Source organism: Alkalimonas amylolytica, assembly GCF_900107845.1.
In the GTDB taxonomy this organism is placed as follows: domain Bacteria; phylum Pseudomonadota; class Gammaproteobacteria; order Enterobacterales; family Alteromonadaceae; genus Alkalimonas; species Alkalimonas amylolytica.
This window is the reverse complement of the sequence record NZ_FNRM01000002.1, coordinates 377,217-401,828: the sequence shown is the minus strand read 5'-3', so window position 1 is coordinate 401,828 and position 24,612 is coordinate 377,217. Positions and strand designations below refer to the sequence as shown.

The window sequence follows — 24,612 nt, the reverse complement described above, 5'->3', positions numbered from 1 at the left end:
CATGGTAGCACCTTTGATCCTGTTGGTATTCAGTGACAGGATCATGCATACTCTAAGTCAAGAACCCATCGGTAGCAGTATGTTTTTTGACGGATTTTTCAGGTGCAACCAGGTATTCCCATAGGCGACCGCAGTTTCCAGTTCGGTGACGGTATTTTCACCACCATCCGGGTGCGGGCTGGTGTTGCTGAATATTGGCCTCAGCATCTTGCGCGATTGCAGCAAGGCGTCGCTCGGCTGGGCTTTGTCGAGCCGGATTGGCAGCAATTAACCAATCAGGTACAGCAGGCCATTTCAGCACCGGAACAAGTACTTAAAGTCGTGATCTCGCGCGGTCATGCCGGCCGGGGCTACAGCCCGCTTGGTGTGAATGGCCCAGACACCTATATCAGCACAGCCGAGTTGCCGGATTTCAGGCTGCAGCGACAACAGGGGATCCGCCTGGGGGTGGCCAGGTTGCAGCTTGGCTGCCAGCCGTTGCTGGCTGGCTTGAAGCACAACAATCGGCTGGAGCAAGTGTTGCTTAAACAAGAGCTGGCAACCACCGACTGGGATGACCTGTTGGTGCTGGATCAGCGTGGTTTTGTCACCGAAGCCATCGCGGCCAATGTGTTTTTTTACCGGGCTGGGCGTTGGTTAACGCCAGTACTCGATCAGGCTGGCGTGGCAGGCGTGATGCGGCAGGTATTGTTGGAACACTTGCAAGCAGAACAGGTGCAATGGACGCTGGATGAGCTGCAAGGGATAGAGGCTTTGTTCTGCTGCAATGCGCTCTGTGGGATTCTACCAGTCCATACTTTTCTAGAGAAACCACTGCAACTGGCCCCGGTGCAGCAGCTGCAACAGGAGTTCGCATGCTTCGTCGCTTAGTGATACTGGCTTTATCCTTGTTGTTTCTTGGCTCCGTGCTTATCTACAATAAAATGCAGCAACTGGCGGTGCAACCATTGCAGTTGACTGCCCCCCTGTTCACGGTGCCGGCTGGTGCATCCGCCCTGAGTTTATGCCGACAATGGCAGGGCCAGCAATTGCTGGATGAACAGGATTGCCATTTGTTGCGTCTTACCATCTGGTTACAGCCTGAACTGTCTGCGGTGCGGGCCGGCACTTACCGGGTATCGGCCGATTTATCCCTGGTGCAATTGCTTGAACTCTTTGTCCGTGGCGAGGTGGCCCAATTTGCCTTTACCTGGCGTGAAGGGGAAACTCTACAGCAAACCTTGGAGCGGTTGCAGCAGGCCGACTACCTGCAGTACGATTTGGATGAACAACCGTTGCTGCATCTGCTCCGCTGGCCGGACGACTGGGGGCCTGTGCCTGAAGTTGCCGAAGGGTTATTCTTTCCGGAAACCTATTTCTATACCGCTCATAGCCGTGCCAGTCAGTTGCTTAGCCGGGCTCATCAGAGTTTGTTGCAACATCTGGCAGCCAGTTGGCATCTGCGCAGTCTGGATCATCCGCTCGAAACGCCTTATGAATTGCTGATTCTGGCCTCCATCATCGAGAAAGAAGCAGGCCATGAGCCCGAGAAACCTTTAGTCAGCTCAGTTTTTGTCAACAGACTTCGCAGCAATATGCGTTTGCAGACCGATCCAACGGTGATTTATGGTTTGGAAAACTTCAGTGGCCGCATTACCCGGGCGGATCTGAATAACCCACATCCTTACAACACCTATCGCCATCATGGGTTACCACCTGGTCCTATTGCTTCGGTCAGTCGAAGCTCTTTACAGGCAGCAGCAGAGCCAGCTGAAACGACTTTGTATTATTTTGTCAGCAGGGGCGATGGAACCCATGTATTTTCGGAGACGTTGCAAGAGCACAATGCTGCAGTGCGGCGCTATATTTTAAGGCAGAACAATGACTGAACAAGGCCGCTTTTTGGTGGTAGAAGGCCTGGAAGGCGCAGGTAAAAGCACGGCGGTTGCAACGGTTCGACACTGGCTTGAAGCCAAGCAGCTGCCGGTGGTTTGTACCCGTGAGCCTGGTGGGACCCCTTTGGCTGAACAGATCCGCACCCTTGTAAAGCAGGTGCATGATGAGCAGCTGACGGCTGAAGCCGAGCTGCTATTGATGTATGCCGCTCGGGTGCAGTTGCTGCGCAATGTGATTGAACCTGCTTTGGCAACAGGGCATTGGGTGTTGGCAGATCGGCATGATTTATCATCCCGCGCTTACCAAGGCGGCGGGCGCCAATTGGATCGCAAGCTTATTGATGGGATTCGACAGGCGGTGCTTGGCAATTGCAAGCCTGATCTTACTTTGTATCTGGATATTGATCCGGCCATTGGTCTGGCGCGTGCTCAGGCCCGCGGTGAGCTGGACCGAATTGAGCAAGAGCAATTGGTTTTTTTCCAGCGGACCCGTCAGGTGTATCTGCAGATAGCGGCAAGTGAGCCTGGTATCGTGGTGATTGATGCCTCCAAGCCCTTAATGGAGGTGCAGCAAAGTATTGTCGCGGCACTGGACGCTTTCTGGGAGCAAGGCCATGCTACCCTGGCTTGAAAGCAGTTATCAGCAATTGGCTGCTTTGCACCAGCAGCAGCACTTTCCTCATGCGATTCTGTTAAGTGGTTGTCGGGGGCTTGGTAAACAAACCCTGGTTAAAGCCATGGCTGGGCTTTTGCTGTGCCAGTCTGAAAGCCAAAGAAAACCTTGTGGTCAGTGCAAAGCCTGTCAGTTGCGCCAGGCAGGACATCACCCGGATTACTGGCAAGAAACGGAAACTGAAGGGCGCATTGGTGTTGATAGCATTCGTCAGTTGAGCCGTTTTTTTCATGAGCATGCGCAACAAGGCGGGGCCCGGGTTGCTGTTGTGCCGCAAGCAGAGCGGATGACCGAAGCTGCTGCAAATGCCCTGTTAAAAACGCTGGAAGAACCCCCTAAAGGCGGGTATTTGCTATTAACCAGCGATCAGCCAGCGCTGCTGTTACCAACCATTTTGAGTCGTTGTCAGCAATGGCCGCTAGCGGTTCAGCATGTAACGCAAGCTCAGCACTGGTTGCAGCAACAAAGTGACCAGACGTTACCGGATTTTTTGCTACCACTCATCAGCACGGCACCACTGGAAGCGTTACACTGGTTGCAACAGGGCTTAGTTGAGCAAGCGTCTGAAATCCTGCTACAGTTGGAATATTATGTGCACGATAAGGCAAGCCTACAGCAGACGGTACAACTGGCCACTAAATCACAGCAATTGCCCCTGTTGCTAAGCTGGTTTTTGCGTGAGCGTTTACCCAGCTTGGGTGGCTATCAACCACAACGCTATTGGCAATTGTTGCAGAGCTTTCAGCATTGGTGTCGTGACGAAAAGCTGCTTTTAGGGCAAAATAAACAGCTGGCACTGACAGCTTTACTGATTGAGCTAAAGCGGATCATGGTGTGAACCGAGGTGGACAATGGAAGAAATCCCACTGGATTTTATGGATATTAAAGAGCTGTATCGTTGTTATATGCCGTTCTTAAAACAGGGCGGTTTGTTTGTTCGTACGGCAAAAACCTACAAAATGGGGCAGTCGCTGGCACTGAATGTGACACTGCCCGATGCGCTGGAGCCATTACTGGTAACCGGAAAAGTTGCTTGGATCACGCCGCACGGGGCTCAGAACTCCAGTCCGGCAGGTGTTGGTGTGGCTTTTATTGACGATAAACATCACCTGAATGACCAAATCACCAAATTGGTGGCAGGCCTACAGGCCAGTAACGAAATTACTTATACCCTTTAATTGTGACAGGATCTGTTGTGTTTGTAGACTCGCATTGCCATTTGGATCGTCTGGAGTGGGATAAACTTAAGCTGGAGCTGCCGGATGTGATAGCGAAAGCTCAGCAAGCCGGCGTGGAGCATTTGCTCTGTGTATCGGTCAGTTTGGCAGAGTTTGAAGCCATGGCGGAGCTGGTGGCTCCTTTTCCGATGGTGTCTGTTTCCTGTGGGGAACACCCTTTGCATCAATGTGATGCGTTGGATCCAGAGCTGTTGCTGTCTTTATGTCAGCGGCAGGATGTGGTGGCCGTCGGTGAGACTGGACTTGACTACTTTTATGCGCCTGACAGCAAAAAGTTGCAGCAGGATGCTTTTGTGCAGCACTTACAGGTGGGTTGTCAGTTGCGTAAGCCGGTCATCATTCATACCCGGGATGCCCGCACCGATACCCTGGCGCTGATGCGCTCCGAGCAAGCTTATCAGGCGGGAGGGGTGTTGCATTGTTTTACCGAAAGCTGGGAGATGGCAAAAGCTGCACTGGATATGGGCTTTTATATCTCTATTTCCGGTATCATGACCTTTAAAAATGCGGTCGAGCTGCGCGAGGTAGTGAAAAAAATTCCATTGGATGCGCTTTTGATTGAAACCGACTCACCCTATCTGGCGCCTGTACCGCACAGGGGCAAAACCAATCAGCCAGCTTATGTGGCAGATGTTGCCGCTGCCATTGCAGAAGTTAAAGGGCTCTCACTTGAGCAACTGGCACAGCAAACCACGGCTAATTTTTACCGCTTATTTGCTGGCATCCAACCAAAAAATGCTTAAAAAAAAGGCCCAGAACTAATCCTGTTCTGGGCTCAGGGGAATGGCTCATCGGGAATGAGCCGTGCGCTATCGAAAACAATATCCAGGGAGAAACTGTCTTCAAGTGTAGTAACTTTGAGTGGCTTTTTCCTGCTTGGTTCCAACTGGCACTTGGCTGCTTTTCAGGAACTTTGTCCCCAGCTTATGCTTGAGTTATCCCCAGCTTATCCTCTGAAAGGCTGATTCTTCCTCAGTTGTTGCTGATTTAATGACAGCCTGGCCTAGTGTTTTTTATAGCCTTAAGATTAGAAATCAATGTTTTTTATTGGTAAAAAGTCTAAAAAAAACACCAATTAGTCTCTTGCAATTTTTTTGCTAACATGGACCTCTAATGTACATTTTCCCGATAAGTAATTGATTATATCGGCAAAAAAAGTAAGAATGATAGTGAGTGCAGGCCAATACAGTTCAGAACCGGAGAAGCCTATGTCTACATCGACTGGGAGTAAGTTAATGCAAGATTTACCGCAGCAGATGCAGGTGATTGAAGTCGTAAACCCTGGCCCGGATAGTCGCCTCTGTTCTGCGTTCAGGCCTTTACCGACTTTGCATTCCGGTCAGTTGTTGATAAAGGTTACTGCGGCCGGCGTCAATCGGGCTGATTTAATGCAGCGGAGGGGACTTTACCCACCACAACCAGGAGAAAGTGACATCCTTGGTCTGGAAGTTAGTGGTGAGGTAGTGGCTGTGGCTGATGCCAGCCTCAATCATTGGCTGGAAAAATCAGTGATGGCTTTGGTTCCCGGGGGAGGCTATGCGCAGTATGTCCGGGTCGCGGCGACCCACGTCATGCCGGTTCCTAAGGGCTGGTGTATGCTCCAGAGTGCCGCGACACCTGAAGTCTTTCTGACGGCTTATCAGTTGCTGTTTTTACTGGGCCAGCTTGAAGTGGGGCAGCGGGTATTGTTGCATGCTGGGGCTAGCGGCGTGGGGACAGCAGCAATACAGTTGGGCAAAGCTCGTGGCGCTGAAGTGGCCGTGACGGTTGGTAGCAATGAAAAAGCACATGCTTGTCTGGCGCTTGGTGCAGATTTGGCTATCAATTATCGACAACAGGATTTTGCTGAGATTATATCGCAGCAATGGCCAAGGGGGGTGGACCTCATCCTGGATCCGGTGGCAGGTGATTATCTGGTTCACAATGCTAAATTGCTGGCCATGGATGCGAAAGTAGTGATCTATGCGCTGATGGGGGGGCGTAAAACCGAGTTGGATATGGCTCCCTGGTTTAAGAAGCGCGCCCAGTTATTGTTTTCTACTCTACGCAACCGCAGTGATGATTATAAAGCCAGCCTGGTGCAGCGACTGCAGTCAGATTTTGCTGCTGATTTTGAAGCTGGTCGGGTCCAACCCGTTTTGGATCGCGTTCTGCCCTGGTCACAGGTGGAACAAGCGCATCAATTATTGGCGACCAACCAGAGTATTGGTAAAGTGGTATTGGATGTCGCAGGAACCGCACTGGATGCTACACTAACTTCTGGCACAAGCTAAGGAATTGACTGATATGAACTTGGGAAAAATTGCCAAGTCCAGTTACAGCAAAGCTGTACAATCGCTTATTCACAGAATTTATGATCAAACTGACGTTCAGGACTCTCTATACGAGCAGGCGCTGAAGTATTTTATCGATGCTGAGAAACTACAGGAGCAACAGACGGCAGCTGAACAGGAAGCGTACTTGTTCCGTCAGCGTTTGCAACAAGCCAGTGGTGCCGATCAAGCCAAAATTGAACAGCGGTTACAACAAGCGGAAAAAAGCCTTAGTAGTATGAATCACGGGCTTGAAGAGCTGCGCCTGGCGCAGCTGACTCGGCTAAAAGAGCTGTGCTATACCATTTTTGAGCTGGTGCAAGGCGCTGATTTCGAAGAAACCAACTTATTATCGGCAAAGATGCTGGGTACCATTCAATTGTTATCCCCTACCGAGGGCAAACAGGTTGCCCGCAGCAATCAAAAAAGCAAACATTTGTACAAAGCGGTGCTGGCGTTGCGTTTGCTCGATCGTTTGCTGCTGGATGGTAAAATTACCAACAGCTATGTCCTGAAACGTTATCAGGAAGATACAGCTACGGAGATTGAGGTCACGGGTGGAAGATGTTATCAGCCGTTTCGTGATGATGTGCAAATCCCTTTACTGATGGCGGCTCTGATCCAGGATATTGGCCAGCAACACCCAGAGGCTCAGCGTATTCTTTGTGGTGAGGACGGCAGCCTGAACGAGTTTCGGGTACTGGATAATCCGGATCGGGTAACCATGCTGCAAACCAACTACCGGGAAAGCCTGAAGTATCTGACCCAAGCGCTTGGAAAAGATCGTTATGTGGGGAACAGCAAAGATGAACGTGACTGGTTTGATCGTAACGAGCAGGAAAAACTCGGTTTTATGGTCACCTTGTTGAAAAATTCGGTCAAACCAGAGCAGGGGATTGGTAACTTACTGAAAATTCCCCAAATTTATACCTCGGTAGTCTTATCGACCAAGCAGAATTACAGTTACGAAACCTTACCTAAAGTTGGCTTAGTGATTGATAAAGCTGTGGAGAAAGGCATGTGCAGCAAAGAAGCTGCTGATGCATTGATGCAAATTACCGGTATTTTTCCGCAAGGTTTTGGTATTACCTACATCCCGAAAGATTCTGACAGGCAGGACTTGGATCGTTATGAATACGCCATCGTGACCTCCCTGTACCCGCCACACCCTCATGTGCCGGTCTGTCGTATGGTCACGCGCAATCTGTCTTACCAGATTTCTGTCATGGGCTGTACGGTGCGGGTAGAAAACAACTTGTTCTTCCCTCAGGCAAGAAAGAAGCTGGAAAAAATCAAACCAGAGCGGCTGAAAGAAATTTTAATGCAGCTGGTGTCCAATTACGAAGAGCGTAAAGATATGGATTTGATCCCAAAGTGCTGGCATCCGGATGAATACTTTGCCTATGCCCGTAACCAGAACCTGTGGAACAAAGCCATCAACCAGAACATTTAATCCGTTTTATCCTGTTGCTGGCGTTTCGCCAGCCGGGTAACAATGGTATCGGCTTCATCGTCCTCTGAGCTTTGCGCAGCTGGTGTAACTTCAGTTTCTGCTTTTTCATCATCAGCTACCAGGCTTTGCTCGTTGGCAACCGTTTCTTCATGCTCAGCACTGTCTTTTTCGATTGCTTCAGGTGTCGCCGTCAGAGCCGGTTCATGCTGGCTGGCCGGCTCCTGAGCTACCGAGGACTGATCATGGCTGCTCTCTGGTTGGTGAACACGAGCAGGCTCACTCGGTGGAGGCTCAGTTTTAGGCTCGAGCATCTGCTCTTGCACCATCTGTTCGTCCACCCTTGGATCCAAGGCTGCGGCAAGTGGTGATGAAAACACATCGCTCGATGCCATCACATAATCGTCGGACTGTTGGGCTGCAACGATACGGGCGGCTTGTTTTTGGCTGTAATTGACCCGCTGCAAGCGCAGAAACAGCACAAAGCTGCACAGCCCCATAAAACCATACAGCATAAAGTTACCCAGTACTTGCATCAATGCCGATGCCAGTAAGGGGCCAAAACAGGCACCAATCCCGAAGGTCAGTAAAATTACCGCCGATAGGGACACCCGCTCGTGTTGCTCGGCATGCTGGTTTGCCAAAGCTGTTGCTATCGGGTAAAGCGAAAATGCCAGGAAACCAAAAAAGAAGGTTGCCAGCAGCAGTAAGGTACCAGAAAGCGGTAGCAAGGCGATCAGCAACACCACCAGGGTGAGTAACGCGCTGTTGGTCCGAAGTAGCCGGCTACGGGGAATGCGATCCGACAGCTTGCCCATCGGCCATTGTGCCAGCAAGCCTGCGATGATGGTGACCGACATAAACAAGGCAACTTTCTCATTCGGCAAACCGGTATTGCTGATATAAGCTGGCGCCAGGCCGTAAAAAGCGCCAACAATAATGCCGGCTACGGTGATGGTGGTCAGGGATTGCGGCATGCGCCGCCAGAAGGTAGTAATTTGCAGCGGTGCCGAATGCAAAGGTGCCGGATGAATGCGTCGGGTAATGCCAATCGGCACGATGGATAGAGCAAAACCGATCGCGACTAAAAATAAGGGTTCCAATCCCAGCTCAGGGAAAGAGCCAATCACCAGCTGGCCAGCCACCATGCCAAAATAGGACACGATCATGTAGCTGGCAAACACAGTGCCGCGCTGGTGGTTATCTGCCTGCTCATTGAGCCAGCTTTCCAGTACCATGTACTGACACATCATGCCCATGCCAACCATGAAGCGAAGCAGCAACCAGAAAGTCAGATCGGGGATGAGGCCATGGCCTAATGCTGAGGCGGTAACCAGGCCGGCACTCGCGACAAAAGCCCGGATATGGCCGACTCGGGCAATCAGTTTATGACCGACTTTTGAGCCAAGCACCAGGCCAAGGTAGTAAAAGGACATCAGGGCACCAATCCATAATGGATCGACTTGCTCTTTTGCCAGAAACAGACCCAGGTACGTGGTGAGCAAACCGGCTCCAAGCACCATCAAAAAGGTGGAGAAGTACAGGGAGGAAAAAGCCCTGATGGTTCCGGTTTGCTGCATAACGACTCCCTGTTGCGATTGGGTTTATTTAACGCGCATGCCTGCTGTGGCACCACTGTCCGGGGATAAAATAAACAGCTCATTGCCACCCGGACCAGCGGCCAACACCATGCCTTCCGACAGACCAAAGCGCATTTTTCGTGGTGCCAGGTTCGCCACCATCACGGTGTAGCGGCCAATTAAATCGGCTGGCTGGTAGGCCGACTTAATGCCAGCAAAGACCTGGCGTGTTTCGCTACCAATATCCAGCTCCAGCCGGATCAGCTTATCGGCACCTTCCACTGGTTCGGCATGCGCGATACGGGCTATCCGCAGGTCTATCTTAGCAAAGTCATCAATGTTGATGGTATCGGCTATCGGCTCTATCGCCTGCGTTGTCTTTGCCGGAGTGGTTTGGCTGACTGTTGCAGCAGTAGTTGCCTGCTCGGATTGAGGCTGCAGGCTTTCTTTTGAGGCTTCCAGCATAGCGGCTACTTTCGTCGGGTCGACCCGTTGCATCAGTGCTTTAAATGGCTCGATCCGATGGCTAAGCAAAGGTTGCTGATAATTGTGCCAGCCGAAGTGATCCTGCAAAAATGCCTGGGTTGCAGCAGTCATCTGCGGTAGTACCGGGCTTAAATAGTGCATTAGCACCCGGAACAAATTCAATCCCATGGAGCAGACATCGTGGGCTTCTTGTTGCTTGCTGTCATCTTTTACCAGCACCCAGGGCGCTTTGGCATCGATGTACTGGTTGGCTTTATCAGCCAGTGCCATAATATCGCGGATGGCGCGGGCATAGTCGCGCTTCTCGTAATGGCTGGCGATACGCTCACCTGCTTCAGTGAACTCGCTGAATAGTTCCGGCTCTGTCAGGCTGCTTGCTAAGGTGCTGTCAAAACGTTTGGTGATAAAGCCGGCGCAGCGGCTGGCAATATTCACCACTTTCCCTACCAGATCAGCATTCACTTTTTGGGCAAAGTCATCCAGGTTTAAATCCAGATCAGTAATGGCGGATGTCAATTTGGAAGCAAAGTAATAGCGCAGGTACTCCGGGTTCAGGTGATCCAGATAGGTGCGGGCTTTGATAAAGGTGCCTTTGGACTTGGACATCTTGGCACCATTGACGGTGACAAAGCCATGCGCATAGACAGCGTTCGGTTTACGAAAGCCAGCGCCTTCCAGCATGGCAGGCCAGAACAAGCTGTGGAAATAGATAATGTCTTTGCCAATAAAGTGGTAGACCTCGGCTTCGGAGTTCTTTGACCAGAATGCATCGAAATCAATACCTTGTCGCTTGCACAGGGCTTTAAAGCTGGCCAGGTAACCGATAGGTGCATCCAGCCAGACGTAGAAAAACTTATTGGGTGCTCCCGGAATTTCAAAGCCAAAGTAGGGCGCATCCCGGCTGATATCCCACATTTGCAGACCATCGGTAAACCATTCCTGCAGCTTGTTGGCCATTTCTTCCTGCAAGGAGCCGCTGCGGGTCCAGTCTTTGAGCATCTGTTCAAAGGCGGGCAGATCGAAGAAGAAATGCTCGCTGTCTTTCAGCACAGGTGTGGCACCGGATATGACCGAGCGTGGGTTTTTTACATCGGTCGGGCTGTAGGTGGCACCACAGACATCGCAGCTGTCGCCATTTTGATCGAGGGCACCGCATTTCGGGCAATCACCTTTGATAAAACGATCCGGCAAAAACATGTTTTTTTCCGGATCAAATAACTGGCTGATGGTTTTGCGTTTGATGTGACCGGCAGTATCCAGTCGCTGATAAATCAGATTGGCCAGCTCCTGGTTTTCCGGGCTGTGAGTGGAGTGATACTGGTCAAAGACAATGCCAAACTCTTGAAAATCCGCCTGGTGCTCAATGCTGGTTTGGGCAATCATCTGCTCCGGGCTAATGCCTTGCTGCTGGGCTTTCAGCATAATGGGGGTGCCATGCGCATCGTCAGCACACACATAGTAACACTCATGGCCGCGACCTTTTTGAAAGCGCGACCAGATATCGGTCTGAATGTATTCCAGTAGGTGTCCAAGGTGGATTGGGCCATTGGCATAAGGCAAAGCACTGGTGATCAGGATCTGGCGTTTCGACATCGATGATAACTCTTGGCAAAATACAGGAAAATTAATGGATGGATGATACAATACCTGCGCCCTGATCGCATCCCATTGGGAGTCGATACAGCCTAAAAAGTGCTTTCTTTAACAAACTGAACTCATCGCACGGCACAAAAAGAAGAAAAGGAACAAGCAGCATGTTCAACTGGTTCTCGCAAAAGCGTCCTGCCTCCGCTGCAGAGGCTGAGCAAGCCGAAGCAACGGCACAGCCTGCCAAGACGTTAGCTGCAGCTAATGCAGTCAAGGCTTCTGCCGCACAATACACAGAACCGCACTATGCCTTTCAGCGGGTGCGTCAACTGGTGCTGGTTGCCTCCGGCAAAGGTGGGGTAGGCAAGTCGACTACGGCTGTGAATATGGCAATGGCGCTCCAGGCCGAAGGACTGAAAGCGGGCATTCTGGATGCGGATATTTATGGCCCATCCATTCCTTTGATGCTGGGGCTTGAGCAAGCCAAAGCAGACAGTCCGGATGGCAAAACTATGCTGCCGCAGTACGTCGGCGGACTGGCGGTGCAATCCATTGGCTTTTTAATTTCACCGGATAAAGCCACGGTCTGGCGTGGCCCTATGGCCAGCCAGGCCTTGCTGCAGCTGATTCACGAGACGCAGTGGCCAGAGCTGGATATTCTTATTGTCGATATGCCGCCAGGTACCGGGGATATTCAGCTTACTTTGTCGCAAAAACTGGCGGTAACCGGGGCCGTGATAGTCACCACACCGCAGGATGTAGCGCTGAGTGATGCGCAAAAAGCCATTACCATGTTTGGCCAGGTGCAGATCCCGGTACTCGGATTGGTAGAAAATATGAGTTACTATCAATGCAGTGCCTGCGGCCATCAGGAGGCTATTTTTGGCACTGATGGCGGCAAGCGATTGGCGGAGCGTTATCAACTACCCGTACTGGCTCAGCTTCCACTGCACAGCCGGGTTCGCCAGTGTGCAGATCAGGGGGTGCCTCTGTTGCTAAGTGATGACCCAGCCGATGATGCCCTGTGCCTGCCATACCTGCAGATGGCGCAACAGCTGATGCAGCAGTTGGCGGCTTTGCCGGCCAATCAGAGCACGCCGGAAATAGTGTTTACCGATGATTAGACGATTAACAGCAACAACTACTGGCTGTGTTGGCCAAAACGATGGAAACCAAGCATGAGATTATGTGATCGTGATATAGAGCGTTATCTGGACGAAGGACGGATTTGCATCGAGCCAAGGCCTGCCAAAGATATGATCAGCGGGGTAAGTGTCGATATCCGCCTAGGCAATAAGTTTCGTGTATTTCAGGCGCATGCTGCGCCTTACATTGATTTAAGCGGGCCACGGGCTGCAGTCGATAAAGCGCTGAACTCGGTGATGAGCGATGAAATTGAAATCGCCGACGATGGTGTCTTTATTCTACACCCGGCTGAATTAGCACTTGCTGTGACGCTGGAATCAGTGACCTTGCCAGCGGATATTGTTGGCTGGCTGGATGGTCGCTCCTCATTGGCGCGGCTTGGCTTGATGGTGCACGTCACTGCGCATCGTATCGATCCGGGCTGGTCTGGCAACATTGTGCTGGAGTTTTACAACAGTGGCAAATTGCCTTTGGCACTGCGGCCTAATATGAAGATCGGTGCTCTGAACTTTGAGCTGATGACCGGCGAAGCCGAGCGGCCTTATAACAAACGAGAAGATGCCAAGTACAAACAACAAAGCGGCGCCGTGGCTAGCCGAATTGGTGAAGACGACAAGCGCCCTGCATTTTAGACTTTGGTGGAATTGAAAAGCAGAAAGTAAAAAGCCCATGCAGAGCATGGGCCAAAAGATAAGCAATAAAGCAAAAATGAAGCGTGATGATTATGCAATAAAACTGCATAGTCTGGCAAGTGGCCAAGTGAAAAATACTTTGCATTTTATCGCATATTTGTGCAACCGGTCGCAGTAAGCATGAACAGCCACTGGGCTTAGCAAATAACAGCAGGAGCTCCCGATGAAACTTTTTGGATCCATCCCATCCCCCTATGTACGCCGTATCCGTATGTTGTTGGCGGATACGTCTTATGAGTTCGTCAATCTGAATATCTTCTCCGAACAAGACCGGGCGACCTTAATCCGGCTGAACCCAACACGGAAAATTCCAATGCTGGTGGATCAGGAGCAGGTGATCTTTGACTCCAACTTAATCTACCGTTATCTGTGCCAGAAGCTGCAATTGCCTGCTTTAAGCTGGCCGCAAGAGAATCAGATCATTCTGATCAATGCTGCCAACGACTCATTGGTCGAGCTGCTGATTTGCCAGCGCTCAGGCTTTGACACCAACGACGACAAACTATTCTTTAACCTGCAGCGTGAGCGGGTGGGTGAGGTGTTGGCTGTGCTGGAGGAGCAGGTACAGGAGCAGGCGTTCAGTGACTGGAGTTACGCTGCCATCTGCCTGTATTGTTTGCTGGATTGGATCCTATTTCGCAACCTCTGGCCAATGGATGCTTTTCCGGCACTTACCCAATTTGTCAGTGCTAACCAGCACCAGCCAGGCGTCGCCAACAGCGATCCGCGACTGGCAGGCTGAAGCTGCCTAAAATTGCTGCAGTCAGCCGCTGCAGCATTGATTTTCCCCCGATAATCCGTATGATAGGCGCTAAGTCGGTACGTGGCGCAGCTTGGTAGCGCACTGTCATGGGGTGTCAGGGGTCGGAGGTTCAAATCCTCTCGTACCGACCAACAAAACAACCTGTTTTTTAACAGGTTTTTTTGTGCCTGCGATTTGGGGACGCGTTAGAGTGTATCAAATCCACTGTAGTCGATAGGCAATCATACTTGCCAAACCTTTTTTAAGGCAACTGAACCCCCTTCGGAAACTCGGTCTGCTGCCATAATTCCTGCCAAAGCTGCGTGCTATCGTCCCACTTGCCCTGCACAACCCAGTTAGCCAGCGCGTCAGCGACTTTGGGGTAATGCACCTGGCCGGGGGTTTTGCTTTGCAGCCACTGAATAATGGTTTGAGCGTGCAGTTCGGGCATGGCGGTTGCCAGGCCAAGCTGGCGCAGGGTTTCGACATTGCTTTGTTGTTCAAACTGGCCCATCAGCGGCTTTAACAACAACTTTTTACCCAAGGATAAGGCTTCGGATGGCAGTTCAAAGCCACCATTGGCAATCACGCCTTCACAACGCTGCAAATGGCGCTGAAAGTTTTGATGCGACAGCGGATGCAGGCTGATGTTATCAGCAATTTCATGCTCTTTTTGCTCCGGGTGATAACAAACAAAACGCTGGGTTTTAATGCGTTGCAACAAGGTGCGGATTTGTTGCAGTTGCTCAAACGGCAGATACACCAACACATAGGGCTCGCTATCGGTTGATTGTACATCGAGTTGATGCACGATAGGCGGCAATATCGGCTGATCAAAATGGTACCAATGCAAGCCAATGGCATGCTGTACCGGCGCAAAATACTGCATCACCAGCCGGTCCAAGGCCGTCATACCGACCTTGGGGACCTGATGGCGAAAAGCATTCTGATGGCTGATACCAACCGATGGGATCTTCTGCCTGCGGGCCGCCCAGGCGCTGACTGGTTCAAAATCGTTAATCACCAGATCGTAGCCGGATAGATCCAGTGTCTTAATATCGCGCCATAATTGCAACGGGTGATTAGTAAGGGCGGTTTTGATGGGACGAATACGCCCTTGTTCGGTGATAAAGGTTAAGCCTCTTCGGGTTTGATAGTCGCCAAAGTCGTTCATCGAAAAATACTGGTCTGCAGCGCGGCCGGAAAACAAATAATCCACCTGTACGGGCTGCTTTTTTAGTGCCTGCGCCATGGCTCGGGCGCGGGCGATATGGCCGTTGCCGGTGCCTTGCACACCGTAAAGTATTTTCATAAAACTCCTAAGTTAAAAGGGACAGAGCGATATGCGCACAGGCCATGCCGAGCAATGCTCCAATCAATACGTCGGTCATAAAGTGCACGCCAAGTAAGATCCGGGATAAACCGATTAAGGTGGCCCAGCACAGCGCCAGCAGATAAAACTCCGGATAAAACTGACCGATGAGCGTCGCCATTAAAAATGCGGCTGCAGTATGACCAGAGGGTAAGCTGTAACGATCACTTGGGGTGATAAAGCAGGTGAGAAATTCGCACAGCTCTTTAGGGCGGCGGCGACGAAAGCTGTTTTTGGCTAACCAATAGATGGGGAGATGAATACTGAAGGCCAGTAAGCCAGCTTGCAGGAAACGGGGGCTATCCAGCCACCAGGTTAGCAGGCCCAGCAACAGATAGAGATGGCCATCACCGGTGCGTGAAATGACTTTGCTGATACGGGCCACTTGCCTGTTAAAGCGGTGCCGTAAACAAAACAACGAAAATGCTAAATCTAATTCTGCTATGGGTTGTATGGCTCGCATCTGAGATCCTCCATTGAGCACACAGCACAGAATGTAGTTTTAGCTTACTGCTCTGATATGACAGCAATATGACATCCGAGGAAGAGACGAACCTGCTAACTGGCTGGTGTTTGTTGCAGTTGATTTCTGCCTTTCGCTTTGGCTTGATACAGGGCTTGATCAGCGTTTAGCAACATGGTGTCGGCATTATCATAACCACTAAAACCGCAAACACCGATGGAAACTGTGGTGCTCATCTGTGGCGCATCGTAGCGACTAGCCAGTTGCTCGGTATTTTTACGAAGTTTTTCCAGTACGTTAGCGGCATCATCAACCGTGGTGTGTGGCAATATGGCCAGGAACTCCTCACCACCAATGCGGCCAATCACGTCGCTGGAACGCAGTTGTTGCTGGCACTCTGTGGCAAAGTCGCGCAGTAATTGATCGCCGGTGGCATGACCATACTGATCGTTGACTTGCTTAAAGTGGTCAAGATCAAGCATTGCAATGCTAAGCGGGTACTGATGTCGGCTGGCAAGGCGCAGTTGCTGCTGCAGCAGTTTGAGGGTGTAGTGCCGGTTTGGCAGTGAGGTCAGGCTGTCAAAGTGAGCCAGATGATGCAGGCGTTTGCGTTGCCACCAAATTCGTGTCAGCAGAAACAACAATAGCAAACTTCCTGCGATGGCTCCGAACAGCAGCACCGTTAGCAATTGCTGATGTTTTGCCTGGCTGTTGAACAGGCTGTATTGCAGCTCCAGCTCTTTTTGCAACAGTTCATTTTCCAGTTTGCGGCTATCGAGCTCGTGTTGAGCTCGAAGCTGATGCAACAATTGGGTACTCTCTTCTCGTTGCAGCTCTGCCAGACGTTGACTAGATGTCTTCAGCAGTTGGTAGGCTTCGTCAGCTTGACCACTCAGGCTTAGCCATTCAGCTTGTAAGCGTTGTACTTCAGCGTGCTGAATTGGCATGTGCTCATGGTTGGCATAGGCCATGGCCTGCTGCAGATAATTTGCCGCGGCAGCTAACTCGTTACTCTGCAATGCAATGCGACCCAGTTGCAGCTGGGTATCCAGCAGCATGTAACGATTATTTGCTTCTTCAAAACGCGCGAGTGCCTGAAGCAGTAGCTGTTTAGCTTGGTTTGGTTGCTGTTGGCGCAAGGCGATACCAGCCAGTTCTTTTTGAGCATAGGCGACGCCCTGATCGTCACCGGCTGCTTCGGCCAATTGCAGTGATTGTTGCAGTTTGCGAGCACCGGTAGCAAGGTCTCCTAACTGGCTGTGGGCTTTTCCCAGACCATACAAGGCAATGCTCACCTCGACCGGACTGTTTTGCTGCTGGTGAAAAGCCACTGCTTCTTCGAAGTATGGAATCGCAAGCGCATGCTCACGGCGGTATTCATACACCAGGGCGATGTAGCCAGCAATATGGCCTTTGCTTAACAGTGCATCGTCGGCGGGAGCTTGTTGGTAGGCTTGCAAAAAATCGTGCAGGGCTTCGACATAATTGACCAGACTCAATTGCAAAGAGCCGCGAACCACCAAAGCCTGTAAGAAGAGTGGTTGATGCTGTTGTTGAGCAGCGTACTGCAAAGCCGCTTCCGTCGCGGTCATGCCTTCTGAAGGTGTGCCGGCCAAATCAAACGCGAAGGCCCGGACCAGCTGCAGGCTATGATACAGCCAGGGTTGCTCAGTGGCGTTAATCAATGCCAGCGCCTGAGCGGTGCTCTCAAGTGCCCGCTCAGGATAAACCAGCAGCGTCTGTAGTTGAGCCTGGATATAAAGTAGTTGCGCCTGCTGTAACGGCTCAGCAGCTGCGCCAAGTTGAATTTCAATCTGCTGCAGTGCGGTGGCTGGTTGTTGCTGGCTTTGGATATAAAGCCCTTTTAGCTCTGGCTCCAGCGCGTTCAGAGCTGTGGCCGAAACTTGGTTGGTCAGCCCAAGCAAGGCTATACAGCAGAGGAAAAAAAACCAGCGGCCAACTAACATAGGGTTCTCATCACAGTCAAATAAGCGCTTTATCATAACAACGCTAACTGGGTTGCACAATTTTTCAGCGCTATATCAGTAAATTAAGGATTAGCCGTGGGTAGTATTTTTTATGGCTGGCACTGGTCAACAGCTTCAGAGTCGGTAGAATAGTAGGCTTTGATGCACGACGTAAGTGACCGCATGACGCAAACAGAACAAGACCCGTTTTTTGATATCCGGCCTTATCACGACCAGGAGGTTGCCGGTGCCATTGCTGATCTGATTGCTGATCAGGAATTCATTAAGGCTATTTTACACTATCGGTTCCCGCATTTATCCGGCCCCTTTGGCTGGTTGTTGTCGCCGTTGGTGAAAGCCGCCTTGAAGCGCAAATGGTCCAGCCTGAATAGTGTAAGGGATGTGCAGCTGCAGGTTGCGGCTTATATGAAAAAAACCATGGCCAATACCACTACCGATTTTAGTTATTCAGGGGTTGAGCGGCTGAAAAAAAATCAGGCTTATTTGTTTATTTCCAATCACCGCGACATAGCGATGGATCCGGCCATCGTCAACTGGTGTTTGCATAAGTACGGCATGAACACAGCCCGCATCGCCATTGGCGATAATTTGCTGAAAAAAGATTGTGTTACTACGCTGATGCGACTGAACAAAAGTTTTATTGTACGCCGTTCAGCCAAAGGCCCGCGTGAGATGTTAAAAGCGCTGGGTCAGTTGTCGGCTTATATTCACCATTCATTAGGCACTGAAAAACAATCGATCTGGATTGCCCAGCGGGAAGGTCGTGCCAAAGATGGCAACGATTATACCGATGCAGCCATGCTAAAGATGCTGTATATCGAAGGCCGCAAGCAAGGTTTGAGTTTTGCCGAGGATATCGGCCAATTGCATATAGTACCGGTGACCATCAGCTATGAATTGGATCCGTGCGATAAAGCCAAGGTACGCGAGCTGGTGCAAAAACAAATGCAAGGGCACTACCAAAAGGGGGAGTTTGAAGACATCGACAGCATTATCCAGGGCATTACCGGTATGAAAGGGCGGGTGCATGTGGCTTTTGGTGAGATGGTGCAACCCAATGTTGATTCAGCCGATGAATTGGCGTCAGCCCTGGATGCTGAAATTTACCGCAACTACCGTTTATTCCCAATCAACTATCTGGCTGCCGGGGTAGAGCACGACAGCGTTACTGCGGAAGATAGGGCTTTGTGGCAAGCCAAACTGGCGGAGCACAGCGAGGCTGAGCAACACTGGTTAAAAACCATGTATGGTGCGCCGGTATTTAAGCTGAAGCAACAGGCAGAGCAGGACGCGCCAACGCAGTAAGGTGTGGTGTGAGCGCTGGCCCGAAAGGGGGCGCTCACAAAAAACGCAGGCAACAAAAAAGGACACCGCGGTGTCCTTTTTAGATCGAAGTAAGTCAGCCTTACAGCGGAGTTACGTTCGCAGCTTGTGGGCCTTTTTGGCCTTGCTCGATTTCGAAAGAAACGCGCTGGCCTTCGGTCAGAGTTTTGTAACCGTCGCTCATGATTGCACGGTAATGAACGAATGCATCAGCACCACCGTTATCTGGAGTGATGAATCCGAAACCTTTATCCGCGTTGAACCATTTAACGATACCAGTTGATTTAGACATGTGATGTCTCCTGAAAAATATAAAAAATTTAAGTGTGTAACGCATGATGCGTTGGTAGCCGGCAAAAATGTTACTTATGTGGCCAACCAGCGTGAATCTTCAGGGACATGACTTACAATGAAGCTGTGCTGCGAAGTGTTCAGGAACAAGTTGTGTACATAGGTCTGCATTACAGGCCAGACATCATAATAGCAGCTATTTAGTGAATGTATAGTTATTTTTTGTGCGGCCGGCAAAGTTTCAATAAAAAGCCTGAGTCGAAATAAGAACGCCCAGCATAAAGCCGGGCGTTCTAACGAAAACAAGTACTTGTTAGCTATTCAATGCTACTGTTGGCTCTACATACTCAAACTTCAGCGCTTCAGCAACAAACTCGTTGGTAACCAGTCCACGGTAAACGTTCAAGCCATTGCGTAGGTGTACATCGTCCAGCAAGGCCTGCTTGTAGCCTTTGTTCGCCAAGCGGATGATGTAGGGCAGAGTGACGTTGTTCAGTGCGAAAGTAGAGGTACGTGGCACGGCACCTGGCATATTGGCAACACAGTAGTGCACTACATCATCCACAATGTAGGTTGGATCCGCGTGGGTGGTTGGCTTGGACGTTTCAACACAACCGCCCTGATCGATGGCTACATCGACAATGGCGGCTCCAGGCTTCATCCGTTTGATGTGATCAGCTGTCACCAGCTTAGGTGCTGCCGCGCCAGGTACCAGCACACCGCCAATGACCAGATCGGCAGCCAATACTTCTTTCTCCAGCGCATCCGCTGTGGAATAAACAGCTTTCACTGCACCATTGAACTGGGCATTGATCCGACGCAGGACATCAACGCTGCGATCCAGCACGGTTACATCAGCACCCAGACCAACTGCCATCTGCGCTGCATTGGTGCCCACCATACCGCCTCCAATGACAACGACCTTGGCAGGAGCAACACCTGGCACACCGCCTAGCAGCATGCCTAAGCCGCCGCAGGATTTTTCCAGTGCCCGGGCACCGGCCTGAATCGACATGCGGCCAGCCACTTCCGACATTGGCGCCAGCAGGGGCAAGCCACCTTTATTATCGGTTACAGTTTCATAGGCAATGCAGACCGCTTTGCTTTTAATCAGATCTTCAGTTTGTGGCAAATCAGGGGCAAGGTGCAGGTAAGTAAAGAGGATCTGGCCTTCGCGCAGCATGGCACGTTCAACCGCCTGAGGCTCTTTCACTTTCACAATCATCTCAGCTTTGGCAAACACTTCTGCAGCAGTGTTCAGAACTTCGGCACCGGCTTGCTGGTAATCGTCGTCGGTAAAACCAATACCGATACCTGCATTGTGCTCGACGCAAACCTGATGGCCGTGTTGAATTACTTCACGCACGCTGGCAGGAGTCATACCGACGCGGTACTCGTGGTTTTTAATTTCTTTTGGGATACCAATTAACATAACTGAATCGCCTTTTTGTAGGGTGATAAAATTTGGTGCTAGTATATAGCGAATTTTGCGGAATTAATGCCTGTTTTAAAGTTCTGACTTGGTGCATAATTCTATTTTACTAGCTAAAAACAGAGTTTTTAACTGCATGTTTTCACAGAGTAAGAGCATTAAAAAGCTCGACAGAACCGATCGTAAGATTTTAGCTGAACTTCAACGCGATGGCCGGGTTTCCAATGTTGAATTGGCCAGGCGGGTCGGCCTAAGCCCAACGCCTTGTCTGGAACGGGTACGTAAACTGGAAGCTGAACAATACATTCTTGGTTATACCGCCCTGGTCGATCCGGTTAAGGTGGGAGCTGCGCTATTGGTGTTTGTCGAAATCACCTTAAGCAAAACCTCGCCGGAAGATTTTGATGAGTTTAGTAAAGCGGTGCAAAAGTTGGATGAAATTCAGGAGTGTCATCTGGTGTCGGGCAGTTTTGATTTTTTATTGAAAACCCGGGTAACCAATATGGCTGCTTATCGTGAGCTGTTAGGGGAAACCTTGCTGCGTTTGCCCAGTGTGCGCGAAAGCCGAACCTATGTGGTGATGGAAGAAGTGAAGCAAAGTAGTTTCGTGAGGCCATAAAACAGGCACTTGTCATGCTTGATCCAGCTTGGATTCAGCCAGGAGCCACTAAACTTGCCGTCAGAGGAATAAAACTTGTCGGAATGCCGGATTTTTCTGCGGCTAACCTGCCAAACAGATGCACGAAAGGTTGCAGTCTGGTATCTTTCACAGAAGGTTATTATGCAGCAAAGTCAAGCGATGGCAGATAACAACATCATACAGATAAGTGAGGCGCACTTTTGCCACGGATATCCTTTTTTAATTTAAATGGCATCCAGCGATTGCTGGAGGTTGGCCTGATTTTATGTTGTGGCCTTGCCTTGTTTTTATTGCTGGCGCTGATTTCGTTTAATCCGGCTGATCCCAGCTGGTCACAAACCGGTTATCAGCAAGGTGTATCGAACTATGCTGGTCCTGTCGGCGCTTGGCTGGCAGATTTATTGCTGTTTAGTTTTGGCTGGATTGCTTATTTGATCCCGGTGCTGGTAGCCGGGCTGGGTTACTTGCTCTTCAAACGTTTCCATCATGTATTGCAACTGGACTATCTGATTCTGGGGCTGCGGCTTATTGGCCTGGTGCTGACCATGATCAGTGCCACCGCAATCAGTAGCATGAACTTTAACGACATTTATTACTTCTCCTCCGGCGGTGTGGTGGGGGATATTTTCAGTGGTCTGTTATTACCTTATCTAAACTTTGTTGGCACCACCTTGTTGCTGTTGTGCTTTTTTGCCACAGGCCTGACATTGATGACTGGTATCTCCTGGTTTACGGTGATGGATGCATTGGGAGCCTGGGTTTGGCTGGCAGGGTGCTGGCTGCTGCAATTGCCATCCTGGTTGCAAGATAAGTGGCAGCAAAATCAGCAGGAAGTGGATGACAGCCGGGATCAAAAGCAAGAAGCTATCGACCATAATTGGGCAACCGAGCCTAAAGTGAGCAGCCAACCAGCCAGCAAGGCATTGGCCAACAAAGCAGAGCGCAGTGAATTTACTTTGCCGGTACAGCCGCTAGAAGAGCGGGATGCACGTGCGTTTTACAGTGTGGATGACCTTGCCGATGAGTCGCTGTCATTCAGTGCGGTGGATGAACCCGAACTGCCTGAACAAATTGAAAAAACGCTGCGCCATACTGAGTTAAAACAAAAAGCTGTCAGGCTCCCAGAGCCGGAGCTGGATGATGACGACTCACCGGAGTCGGAGCCCCATGCAATCACTGAGTTGCCTGGGCTGGAATTGCTGGATCGGCCGGATAAAGCGCAAAACCCGATTGATCCAGCTGATTTGGAGCGGGTGTCGCGATTGGTTGAAGCCAAGCTATTGGATTTTAATGTTGAAGCCAAAGTGGTGGGGGTGCATCCTGGCCCTGTGGTTACCCGTTTCGAACTCGATTTAGCACCAGGCGTGAAGGTCAGCAAAATTACTGGTTTAGCCAAAGATCTGGCGCGCTCCTTGTCGGCCATCAGCGTGCGGGTGGTGGAAGTAATCCCCGGCAAGTCGTTTATTGGTTTGGAGCTGCCGAACAAGCACCGTGAAATCGTGCGTTTATCGGAAGTGATTGGCGACAGCACCTTTGAGCAGTCGCGCTCGCCATTAACCATGGTGCTGGGCAAAGACATCGCCGGTAAAGCCATGGTAGCCGACCTGGCCAAGATGCCACATTTGCTGGTGGCAGGTACCACCGGCTCGGGTAAGTCGGTCGGTGTCAACGTGATGATTTGCAGTATTTTGTACAAATCGACGCCGGATGAAGTGCGCTTTTTGATGATTGACCCGAAAATGCTGGAGCTGTCGATTTACGAGGGCATTCCGCACCTGCTGACTGAAGTGGTCACTGATATGAAAGATGCGGCCAATGGTCTGCGCTGGTGCGTTGGCGAGATGGAGCGACGATACAAACTGATGTCTGCGCTGGGTGTACGCAATCTAAAAGGCTACAACGCCAAAGTCAAAGAAGCCATTGCTGCCGGTCAGCCCTTGATTGACCCGTTGTGGAAGCCTTCCGATGATATGCGCGATGAAGCACCCAGGCTGGAGAAGTTACCCGCCATCGTGGTGGTGATTGATGAATTTGCCGACATGATGATGATTGTCGGTAAAAAAGTGGAAGAGCTGATTGCCCGTATTGCGCAAAAAGCCCGGGCGGCAGGTATTCACTTGATTCTGGCGACCCAACGGCCTTCTGTGGATGTGATCACCGGCCTGATTAAAGCCAATATTCCAACCCGCATTGCCTTTCAGGTCAGCTCGAAAATTGATTCACGTACTATTTTGGACCAGCAAGGTGCCGAGAGCCTGCTTGGGCAGGGTGATATGCTCTATTTACCGCCCGGCTCTGGTGTGCCGAACCGGGTGCATGGTGCCTTTGTTGATGATCACGAAGTGCATGCTGTGGTTGCCGACTGGAAACGCCGCGGTCAGCCGAAATACATTGCTGAAATTTTAAGCGGTGAAGCCACCGAAGAGAACTTATTGCCTGGCGAGACGCTCGAAGGGGATGAAGGCGAAGCAGATCCACTGTATGACCAGGCCGTGGCTTTTGTTACCGAAAGCCGCCGTGCTTCAGTCTCCGGAGTGCAACGTCGTTTTCGCATTGGATACAACCGGGCAGCTCGTTTGGTTGAGCAAATGGAACACAGTGGTGTGGTCAGCGGTCCGGGCCACAATGGCAATCGTGAAGTATTGGCACCACCGCCACCCAAGGGGAATTAATGAAATCATTGTTTTTAGCAGCCAGCTTGCTGCTGAGCACGGCGTGTTTGGTCAGTGTTCAGGCAGTGGCTGATTATGCCTCTGAACCGAGCGACTCGGAGCAGGCAAGCAAAGCTTTGCAGCAGCAACTGGCTGACATGACGCGTTTTTATGCCCGCTTTGAACAGCAGGTGTTTGATATGCAGCAGCAGTTGGTGCAGCAGGGTGAAGGCGAGCTCTGGCTGCAGCAGCCGGGCAAGTTCCGTTATCAGATGGAACTGCCGGAGCCTATATTATTTGTTGGTGATGGCGAAACCTTATGGTATTACCATGAGCTGCTGGAGCAGGTCACCATCTATGATGCCAAAGCTGAGCTGGAACGCACGCCCTTTACCTTGTTGATGTCGAACGATGCCAGTTTGTGGCAGCAATACCGGATTAGTCAGCTGGATGATGGCTATCGTATCCAGTCTGTTGATCCGGCCAGTCCTGTTCAGTATTTGCAACTGCACTTTACCGCTGCCGGCCTTAACATCATGCAAGTGCTGGATTTAAACGGCCAACGTAGTATCTTCCATTTTCAGCCACAGCCTGATGTTGGTTCTGACTTCGCTACCGATTTGTTTCAGTTTCAGCCACCGGCTGATGTTGATATCGACGATCAAAGGTAAA

The 24,612-nt window shown here is 50.8% G+C and carries 22 protein-coding genes and 1 tRNA gene; 16 read left to right on the top strand and 7 right to left on the bottom strand.

Annotated elements, in window-relative coordinates; translation table 11 throughout:
- Window positions 1-102: 102 nt before the first annotated feature.
- The 8 genes from pabC (at window position 103) to BLW37_RS05295 (ending at window position 7,550) form a co-directional block, all read left to right on the top strand.
- On the top strand, window positions 103-870 hold the full coding sequence (pabC, locus tag BLW37_RS05330; protein WP_091340682.1) for an aminodeoxychorismate lyase: 768 nt from the start codon (window positions 103-105) through the stop codon (window positions 868-870).
- Window positions 855-1,868, top strand: a complete 1,014-nt coding sequence (gene mltG, locus BLW37_RS05325; protein ID WP_091340678.1) for an endolytic transglycosylase MltG — start codon at window positions 855-857, stop codon at window positions 1,866-1,868. Before pabC ends, mltG begins: the two co-directional genes overlap by 16 nt.
- Complete coding sequence (gene tmk, locus BLW37_RS05320; protein WP_091340674.1) at window positions 1,861-2,505, top strand: dTMP kinase; 645 nt, start codon at window positions 1,861-1,863, stop codon at window positions 2,503-2,505. The genes mltG and tmk overlap by 8 nt, the downstream gene beginning before the upstream one ends.
- The gene (gene holB / locus BLW37_RS05315; protein WP_091340671.1) at window positions 2,489-3,385 is read left to right on the top strand and encodes a DNA polymerase III subunit delta'; all 897 of its coding nucleotides are present in this window, start codon (window positions 2,489-2,491) and stop codon (window positions 3,383-3,385) included. The genes tmk and holB overlap by 17 nt, the downstream gene beginning before the upstream one ends.
- A gap of 13 nt (window positions 3,386-3,398) precedes the next feature.
- Window positions 3,399-3,725: a PilZ domain-containing protein gene (locus BLW37_RS05310; protein WP_091340668.1), complete on the top strand. Its 327-nt coding sequence runs from the start codon at window positions 3,399-3,401 to the stop codon at window positions 3,723-3,725.
- 17 nt (window positions 3,726-3,742) lie between these two features.
- Window positions 3,743-4,528, top strand: coding sequence for a TatD family hydrolase (locus BLW37_RS05305; RefSeq protein ID WP_091340664.1), 786 nt, complete (start codon window positions 3,743-3,745; stop codon window positions 4,526-4,528).
- 465 nt (window positions 4,529-4,993) lie between these two features.
- Window positions 4,994-6,058, top strand: coding sequence for an NAD(P)H-quinone oxidoreductase (locus tag BLW37_RS05300; protein WP_245785622.1), 1,065 nt, complete (start codon window positions 4,994-4,996; stop codon window positions 6,056-6,058).
- Window positions 6,059-6,071: 13 nt separating this feature from the next.
- Window positions 6,072-7,550, top strand: coding sequence for a hypothetical protein (locus BLW37_RS05295; protein WP_091340655.1), 1,479 nt, complete (start codon window positions 6,072-6,074; stop codon window positions 7,548-7,550).
- Here BLW37_RS05295 and BLW37_RS05290 read toward each other — a convergent pair.
- Together BLW37_RS05290 and metG are read right to left on the bottom strand one after the other, a co-directional pair.
- Window positions 7,547-9,127, bottom strand: coding sequence for an MFS transporter (locus BLW37_RS05290; RefSeq protein ID WP_091340651.1), 1,581 nt, complete (start codon window positions 9,125-9,127; stop codon window positions 7,547-7,549). The genes BLW37_RS05295 and BLW37_RS05290 overlap by 4 nt on opposite strands.
- 24 nt (window positions 9,128-9,151) lie before the next feature.
- On the bottom strand, window positions 9,152-11,206 hold the full coding sequence (gene metG / locus BLW37_RS05285; RefSeq protein ID WP_091340648.1) for a methionine--tRNA ligase: 2,055 nt from the start codon (window positions 11,204-11,206) through the stop codon (window positions 9,152-9,154).
- Window positions 11,207-11,367: 161 nt separating this feature from the next.
- Here metG and apbC point away from each other — a divergent pair, with 161 nt between their 5' ends.
- The 4 genes from apbC to BLW37_RS05265 all read left to right on the top strand — a co-directional run bounded on the left by apbC (window position 11,368) and on the right by BLW37_RS05265 (window position 13,932).
- A complete protein-coding gene (apbC, locus tag BLW37_RS05280) occupies window positions 11,368-12,324 on the top strand; it encodes an iron-sulfur cluster carrier protein ApbC (RefSeq protein WP_091340644.1) in 957 nt (318 codons plus the stop codon).
- 54 nt (window positions 12,325-12,378) lie between these two features.
- The gene (dcd, locus tag BLW37_RS05275; RefSeq protein WP_091340640.1) at window positions 12,379-12,978 is read left to right on the top strand and encodes a dCTP deaminase; all 600 of its coding nucleotides are present in this window, start codon (window positions 12,379-12,381) and stop codon (window positions 12,976-12,978) included.
- A gap of 223 nt (window positions 12,979-13,201) precedes the next feature.
- A complete protein-coding gene (locus tag BLW37_RS05270) occupies window positions 13,202-13,780 on the top strand; it encodes a glutathione S-transferase family protein (protein ID WP_091340637.1) in 579 nt (192 codons plus the stop codon).
- A 75-nt stretch (window positions 13,781-13,855) separates the two neighbouring features.
- Window positions 13,856-13,932 (top strand) — tRNA-Pro (locus BLW37_RS05265).
- A 110-nt stretch (window positions 13,933-14,042) separates the two neighbouring features.
- Here BLW37_RS05265 and BLW37_RS05260 read toward each other — a convergent pair.
- The 3 genes from BLW37_RS05260 to BLW37_RS05250 all read right to left on the bottom strand — a co-directional run bounded on the left by BLW37_RS05260 (window position 14,043) and on the right by BLW37_RS05250 (window position 17,582).
- A complete protein-coding gene (locus BLW37_RS05260; RefSeq protein ID WP_091340632.1) occupies window positions 14,043-15,092 on the bottom strand; it encodes an MJ1255/VC2487 family glycosyltransferase in 1,050 nt (349 codons plus the stop codon).
- A 7-nt stretch (window positions 15,093-15,099) separates the two neighbouring features.
- Complete coding sequence (locus BLW37_RS05255; RefSeq protein WP_091340628.1) at window positions 15,100-15,615, bottom strand: phosphatase PAP2 family protein; 516 nt, start codon at window positions 15,613-15,615, stop codon at window positions 15,100-15,102.
- A 95-nt stretch (window positions 15,616-15,710) separates the two neighbouring features.
- Window positions 15,711-17,582 (bottom strand): GGDEF domain-containing protein, encoded by a 1,872-nt coding sequence (locus tag BLW37_RS05250; protein ID WP_171907552.1) that lies wholly within the window; start codon window positions 17,580-17,582, stop codon window positions 15,711-15,713.
- Window positions 17,583-17,765: 183 nt separating this feature from the next.
- Between BLW37_RS05250 and BLW37_RS05245 the strand changes: the two genes are divergently transcribed.
- The gene (locus BLW37_RS05245; protein WP_091340623.1) at window positions 17,766-18,908 is read left to right on the top strand and encodes a 1-acyl-sn-glycerol-3-phosphate acyltransferase; all 1,143 of its coding nucleotides are present in this window, start codon (window positions 17,766-17,768) and stop codon (window positions 18,906-18,908) included.
- A 100-nt stretch (window positions 18,909-19,008) separates the two neighbouring features.
- On the opposite strand, the gene cspE is transcribed toward BLW37_RS05245, so the two are convergent.
- Together cspE and ald are read right to left on the bottom strand one after the other, a co-directional pair.
- Window positions 19,009-19,218: a transcription antiterminator/RNA stability regulator CspE gene (cspE, locus tag BLW37_RS05240; protein WP_091340618.1), complete on the bottom strand. Its 210-nt coding sequence runs from the start codon at window positions 19,216-19,218 to the stop codon at window positions 19,009-19,011.
- Between the two features lie 312 nt (window positions 19,219-19,530).
- Window positions 19,531-20,649: an alanine dehydrogenase gene (gene ald / locus BLW37_RS05235; RefSeq protein ID WP_091340614.1), complete on the bottom strand. Its 1,119-nt coding sequence runs from the start codon at window positions 20,647-20,649 to the stop codon at window positions 19,531-19,533.
- Window positions 20,650-20,785: 136 nt separating this feature from the next.
- Between ald and lrp the strand changes: the two genes are divergently transcribed.
- The 3 genes from lrp (at window position 20,786) to lolA (ending at window position 24,611) form a co-directional block, all read left to right on the top strand.
- Window positions 20,786-21,268 carry a leucine-responsive transcriptional regulator Lrp gene (gene lrp, locus BLW37_RS05230; RefSeq protein WP_091340610.1) on the top strand — a complete coding sequence of 161 codons (483 nt, stop codon included), beginning with the start codon at window positions 20,786-20,788 and terminating at the stop codon, window positions 21,266-21,268.
- A 221-nt stretch (window positions 21,269-21,489) separates the two neighbouring features.
- Window positions 21,490-23,961 carry a DNA translocase FtsK gene (locus tag BLW37_RS05225; protein ID WP_091340605.1) on the top strand — a complete coding sequence of 824 codons (2,472 nt, stop codon included), beginning with the start codon at window positions 21,490-21,492 and terminating at the stop codon, window positions 23,959-23,961.
- On the top strand, window positions 23,961-24,611 hold the full coding sequence (gene lolA / locus BLW37_RS05220; protein WP_091340601.1) for an outer membrane lipoprotein periplasmic chaperone LolA: 651 nt from the start codon (window positions 23,961-23,963) through the stop codon (window positions 24,609-24,611). Before BLW37_RS05225 ends, lolA begins: the two co-directional genes overlap by 1 nt.
- Window position 24,612 lies beyond the last annotated feature (1 nt).

What these genes read in the sequence shown, in the direction of transcription:
- apbC (WP_091340644.1), top strand. Translation starts at nt 11,368, where the DNA reads ATGTTCAACTGGTTCTCGCAAAAGCGTCCTGCCTCCGCTGCAGAGGCT.
- BLW37_RS05255 (WP_091340628.1), bottom strand. Translation starts at nt 15,615, where the DNA reads ATGCGAGCCATACAACCCATAGCAGAATTAGATTTAGCATTTTCGTTG.
- BLW37_RS05260 (WP_091340632.1), bottom strand. Translation starts at nt 15,092, where the DNA reads ATGAAAATACTTTACGGTGTGCAAGGCACCGGCAACGGCCATATCGCC.
- BLW37_RS05245 (WP_091340623.1), top strand. Translation starts at nt 17,766, where the DNA reads ATGACGCAAACAGAACAAGACCCGTTTTTTGATATCCGGCCTTATCAC.
- BLW37_RS05250 (WP_171907552.1), bottom strand. Translation starts at nt 17,582, where the DNA reads ATGTTAGTTGGCCGCTGGTTTTTTTTCCTCTGCTGTATAGCCTTGCTT.
- BLW37_RS05290 (WP_091340651.1), bottom strand. Translation starts at nt 9,127, where the DNA reads ATGCAGCAAACCGGAACCATCAGGGCTTTTTCCTCCCTGTACTTCTCC.
- cspE (WP_091340618.1), bottom strand. Translation starts at nt 19,218, where the DNA reads ATGTCTAAATCAACTGGTATCGTTAAATGGTTCAACGCGGATAAAGGT.
- mltG (WP_091340678.1), top strand. Translation starts at nt 855, where the DNA reads ATGCTTCGTCGCTTAGTGATACTGGCTTTATCCTTGTTGTTTCTTGGC.
- metG (WP_091340648.1), bottom strand. Translation starts at nt 11,206, where the DNA reads ATGTCGAAACGCCAGATCCTGATCACCAGTGCTTTGCCTTATGCCAAT.
- BLW37_RS05310 (WP_091340668.1), top strand. Translation starts at nt 3,399, where the DNA reads ATGGAAGAAATCCCACTGGATTTTATGGATATTAAAGAGCTGTATCGT.
- ald (WP_091340614.1), bottom strand. Translation starts at nt 20,649, where the DNA reads ATGTTAATTGGTATCCCAAAAGAAATTAAAAACCACGAGTACCGCGTC.
- lolA (WP_091340601.1), top strand. Translation starts at nt 23,961, where the DNA reads ATGAAATCATTGTTTTTAGCAGCCAGCTTGCTGCTGAGCACGGCGTGT.
- BLW37_RS05295 (WP_091340655.1), top strand. Translation starts at nt 6,072, where the DNA reads ATGAACTTGGGAAAAATTGCCAAGTCCAGTTACAGCAAAGCTGTACAA.
- dcd (WP_091340640.1), top strand. Translation starts at nt 12,379, where the DNA reads ATGAGATTATGTGATCGTGATATAGAGCGTTATCTGGACGAAGGACGG.
- holB (WP_091340671.1), top strand. Translation starts at nt 2,489, where the DNA reads ATGCTACCCTGGCTTGAAAGCAGTTATCAGCAATTGGCTGCTTTGCAC.
- lrp (WP_091340610.1), top strand. Translation starts at nt 20,786, where the DNA reads ATGTTTTCACAGAGTAAGAGCATTAAAAAGCTCGACAGAACCGATCGT.
- BLW37_RS05300 (WP_245785622.1), top strand. Translation starts at nt 4,994, where the DNA reads ATGTCTACATCGACTGGGAGTAAGTTAATGCAAGATTTACCGCAGCAG.
- BLW37_RS05270 (WP_091340637.1), top strand. Translation starts at nt 13,202, where the DNA reads ATGAAACTTTTTGGATCCATCCCATCCCCCTATGTACGCCGTATCCGT.
- tmk (WP_091340674.1), top strand. Translation starts at nt 1,861, where the DNA reads ATGACTGAACAAGGCCGCTTTTTGGTGGTAGAAGGCCTGGAAGGCGCA.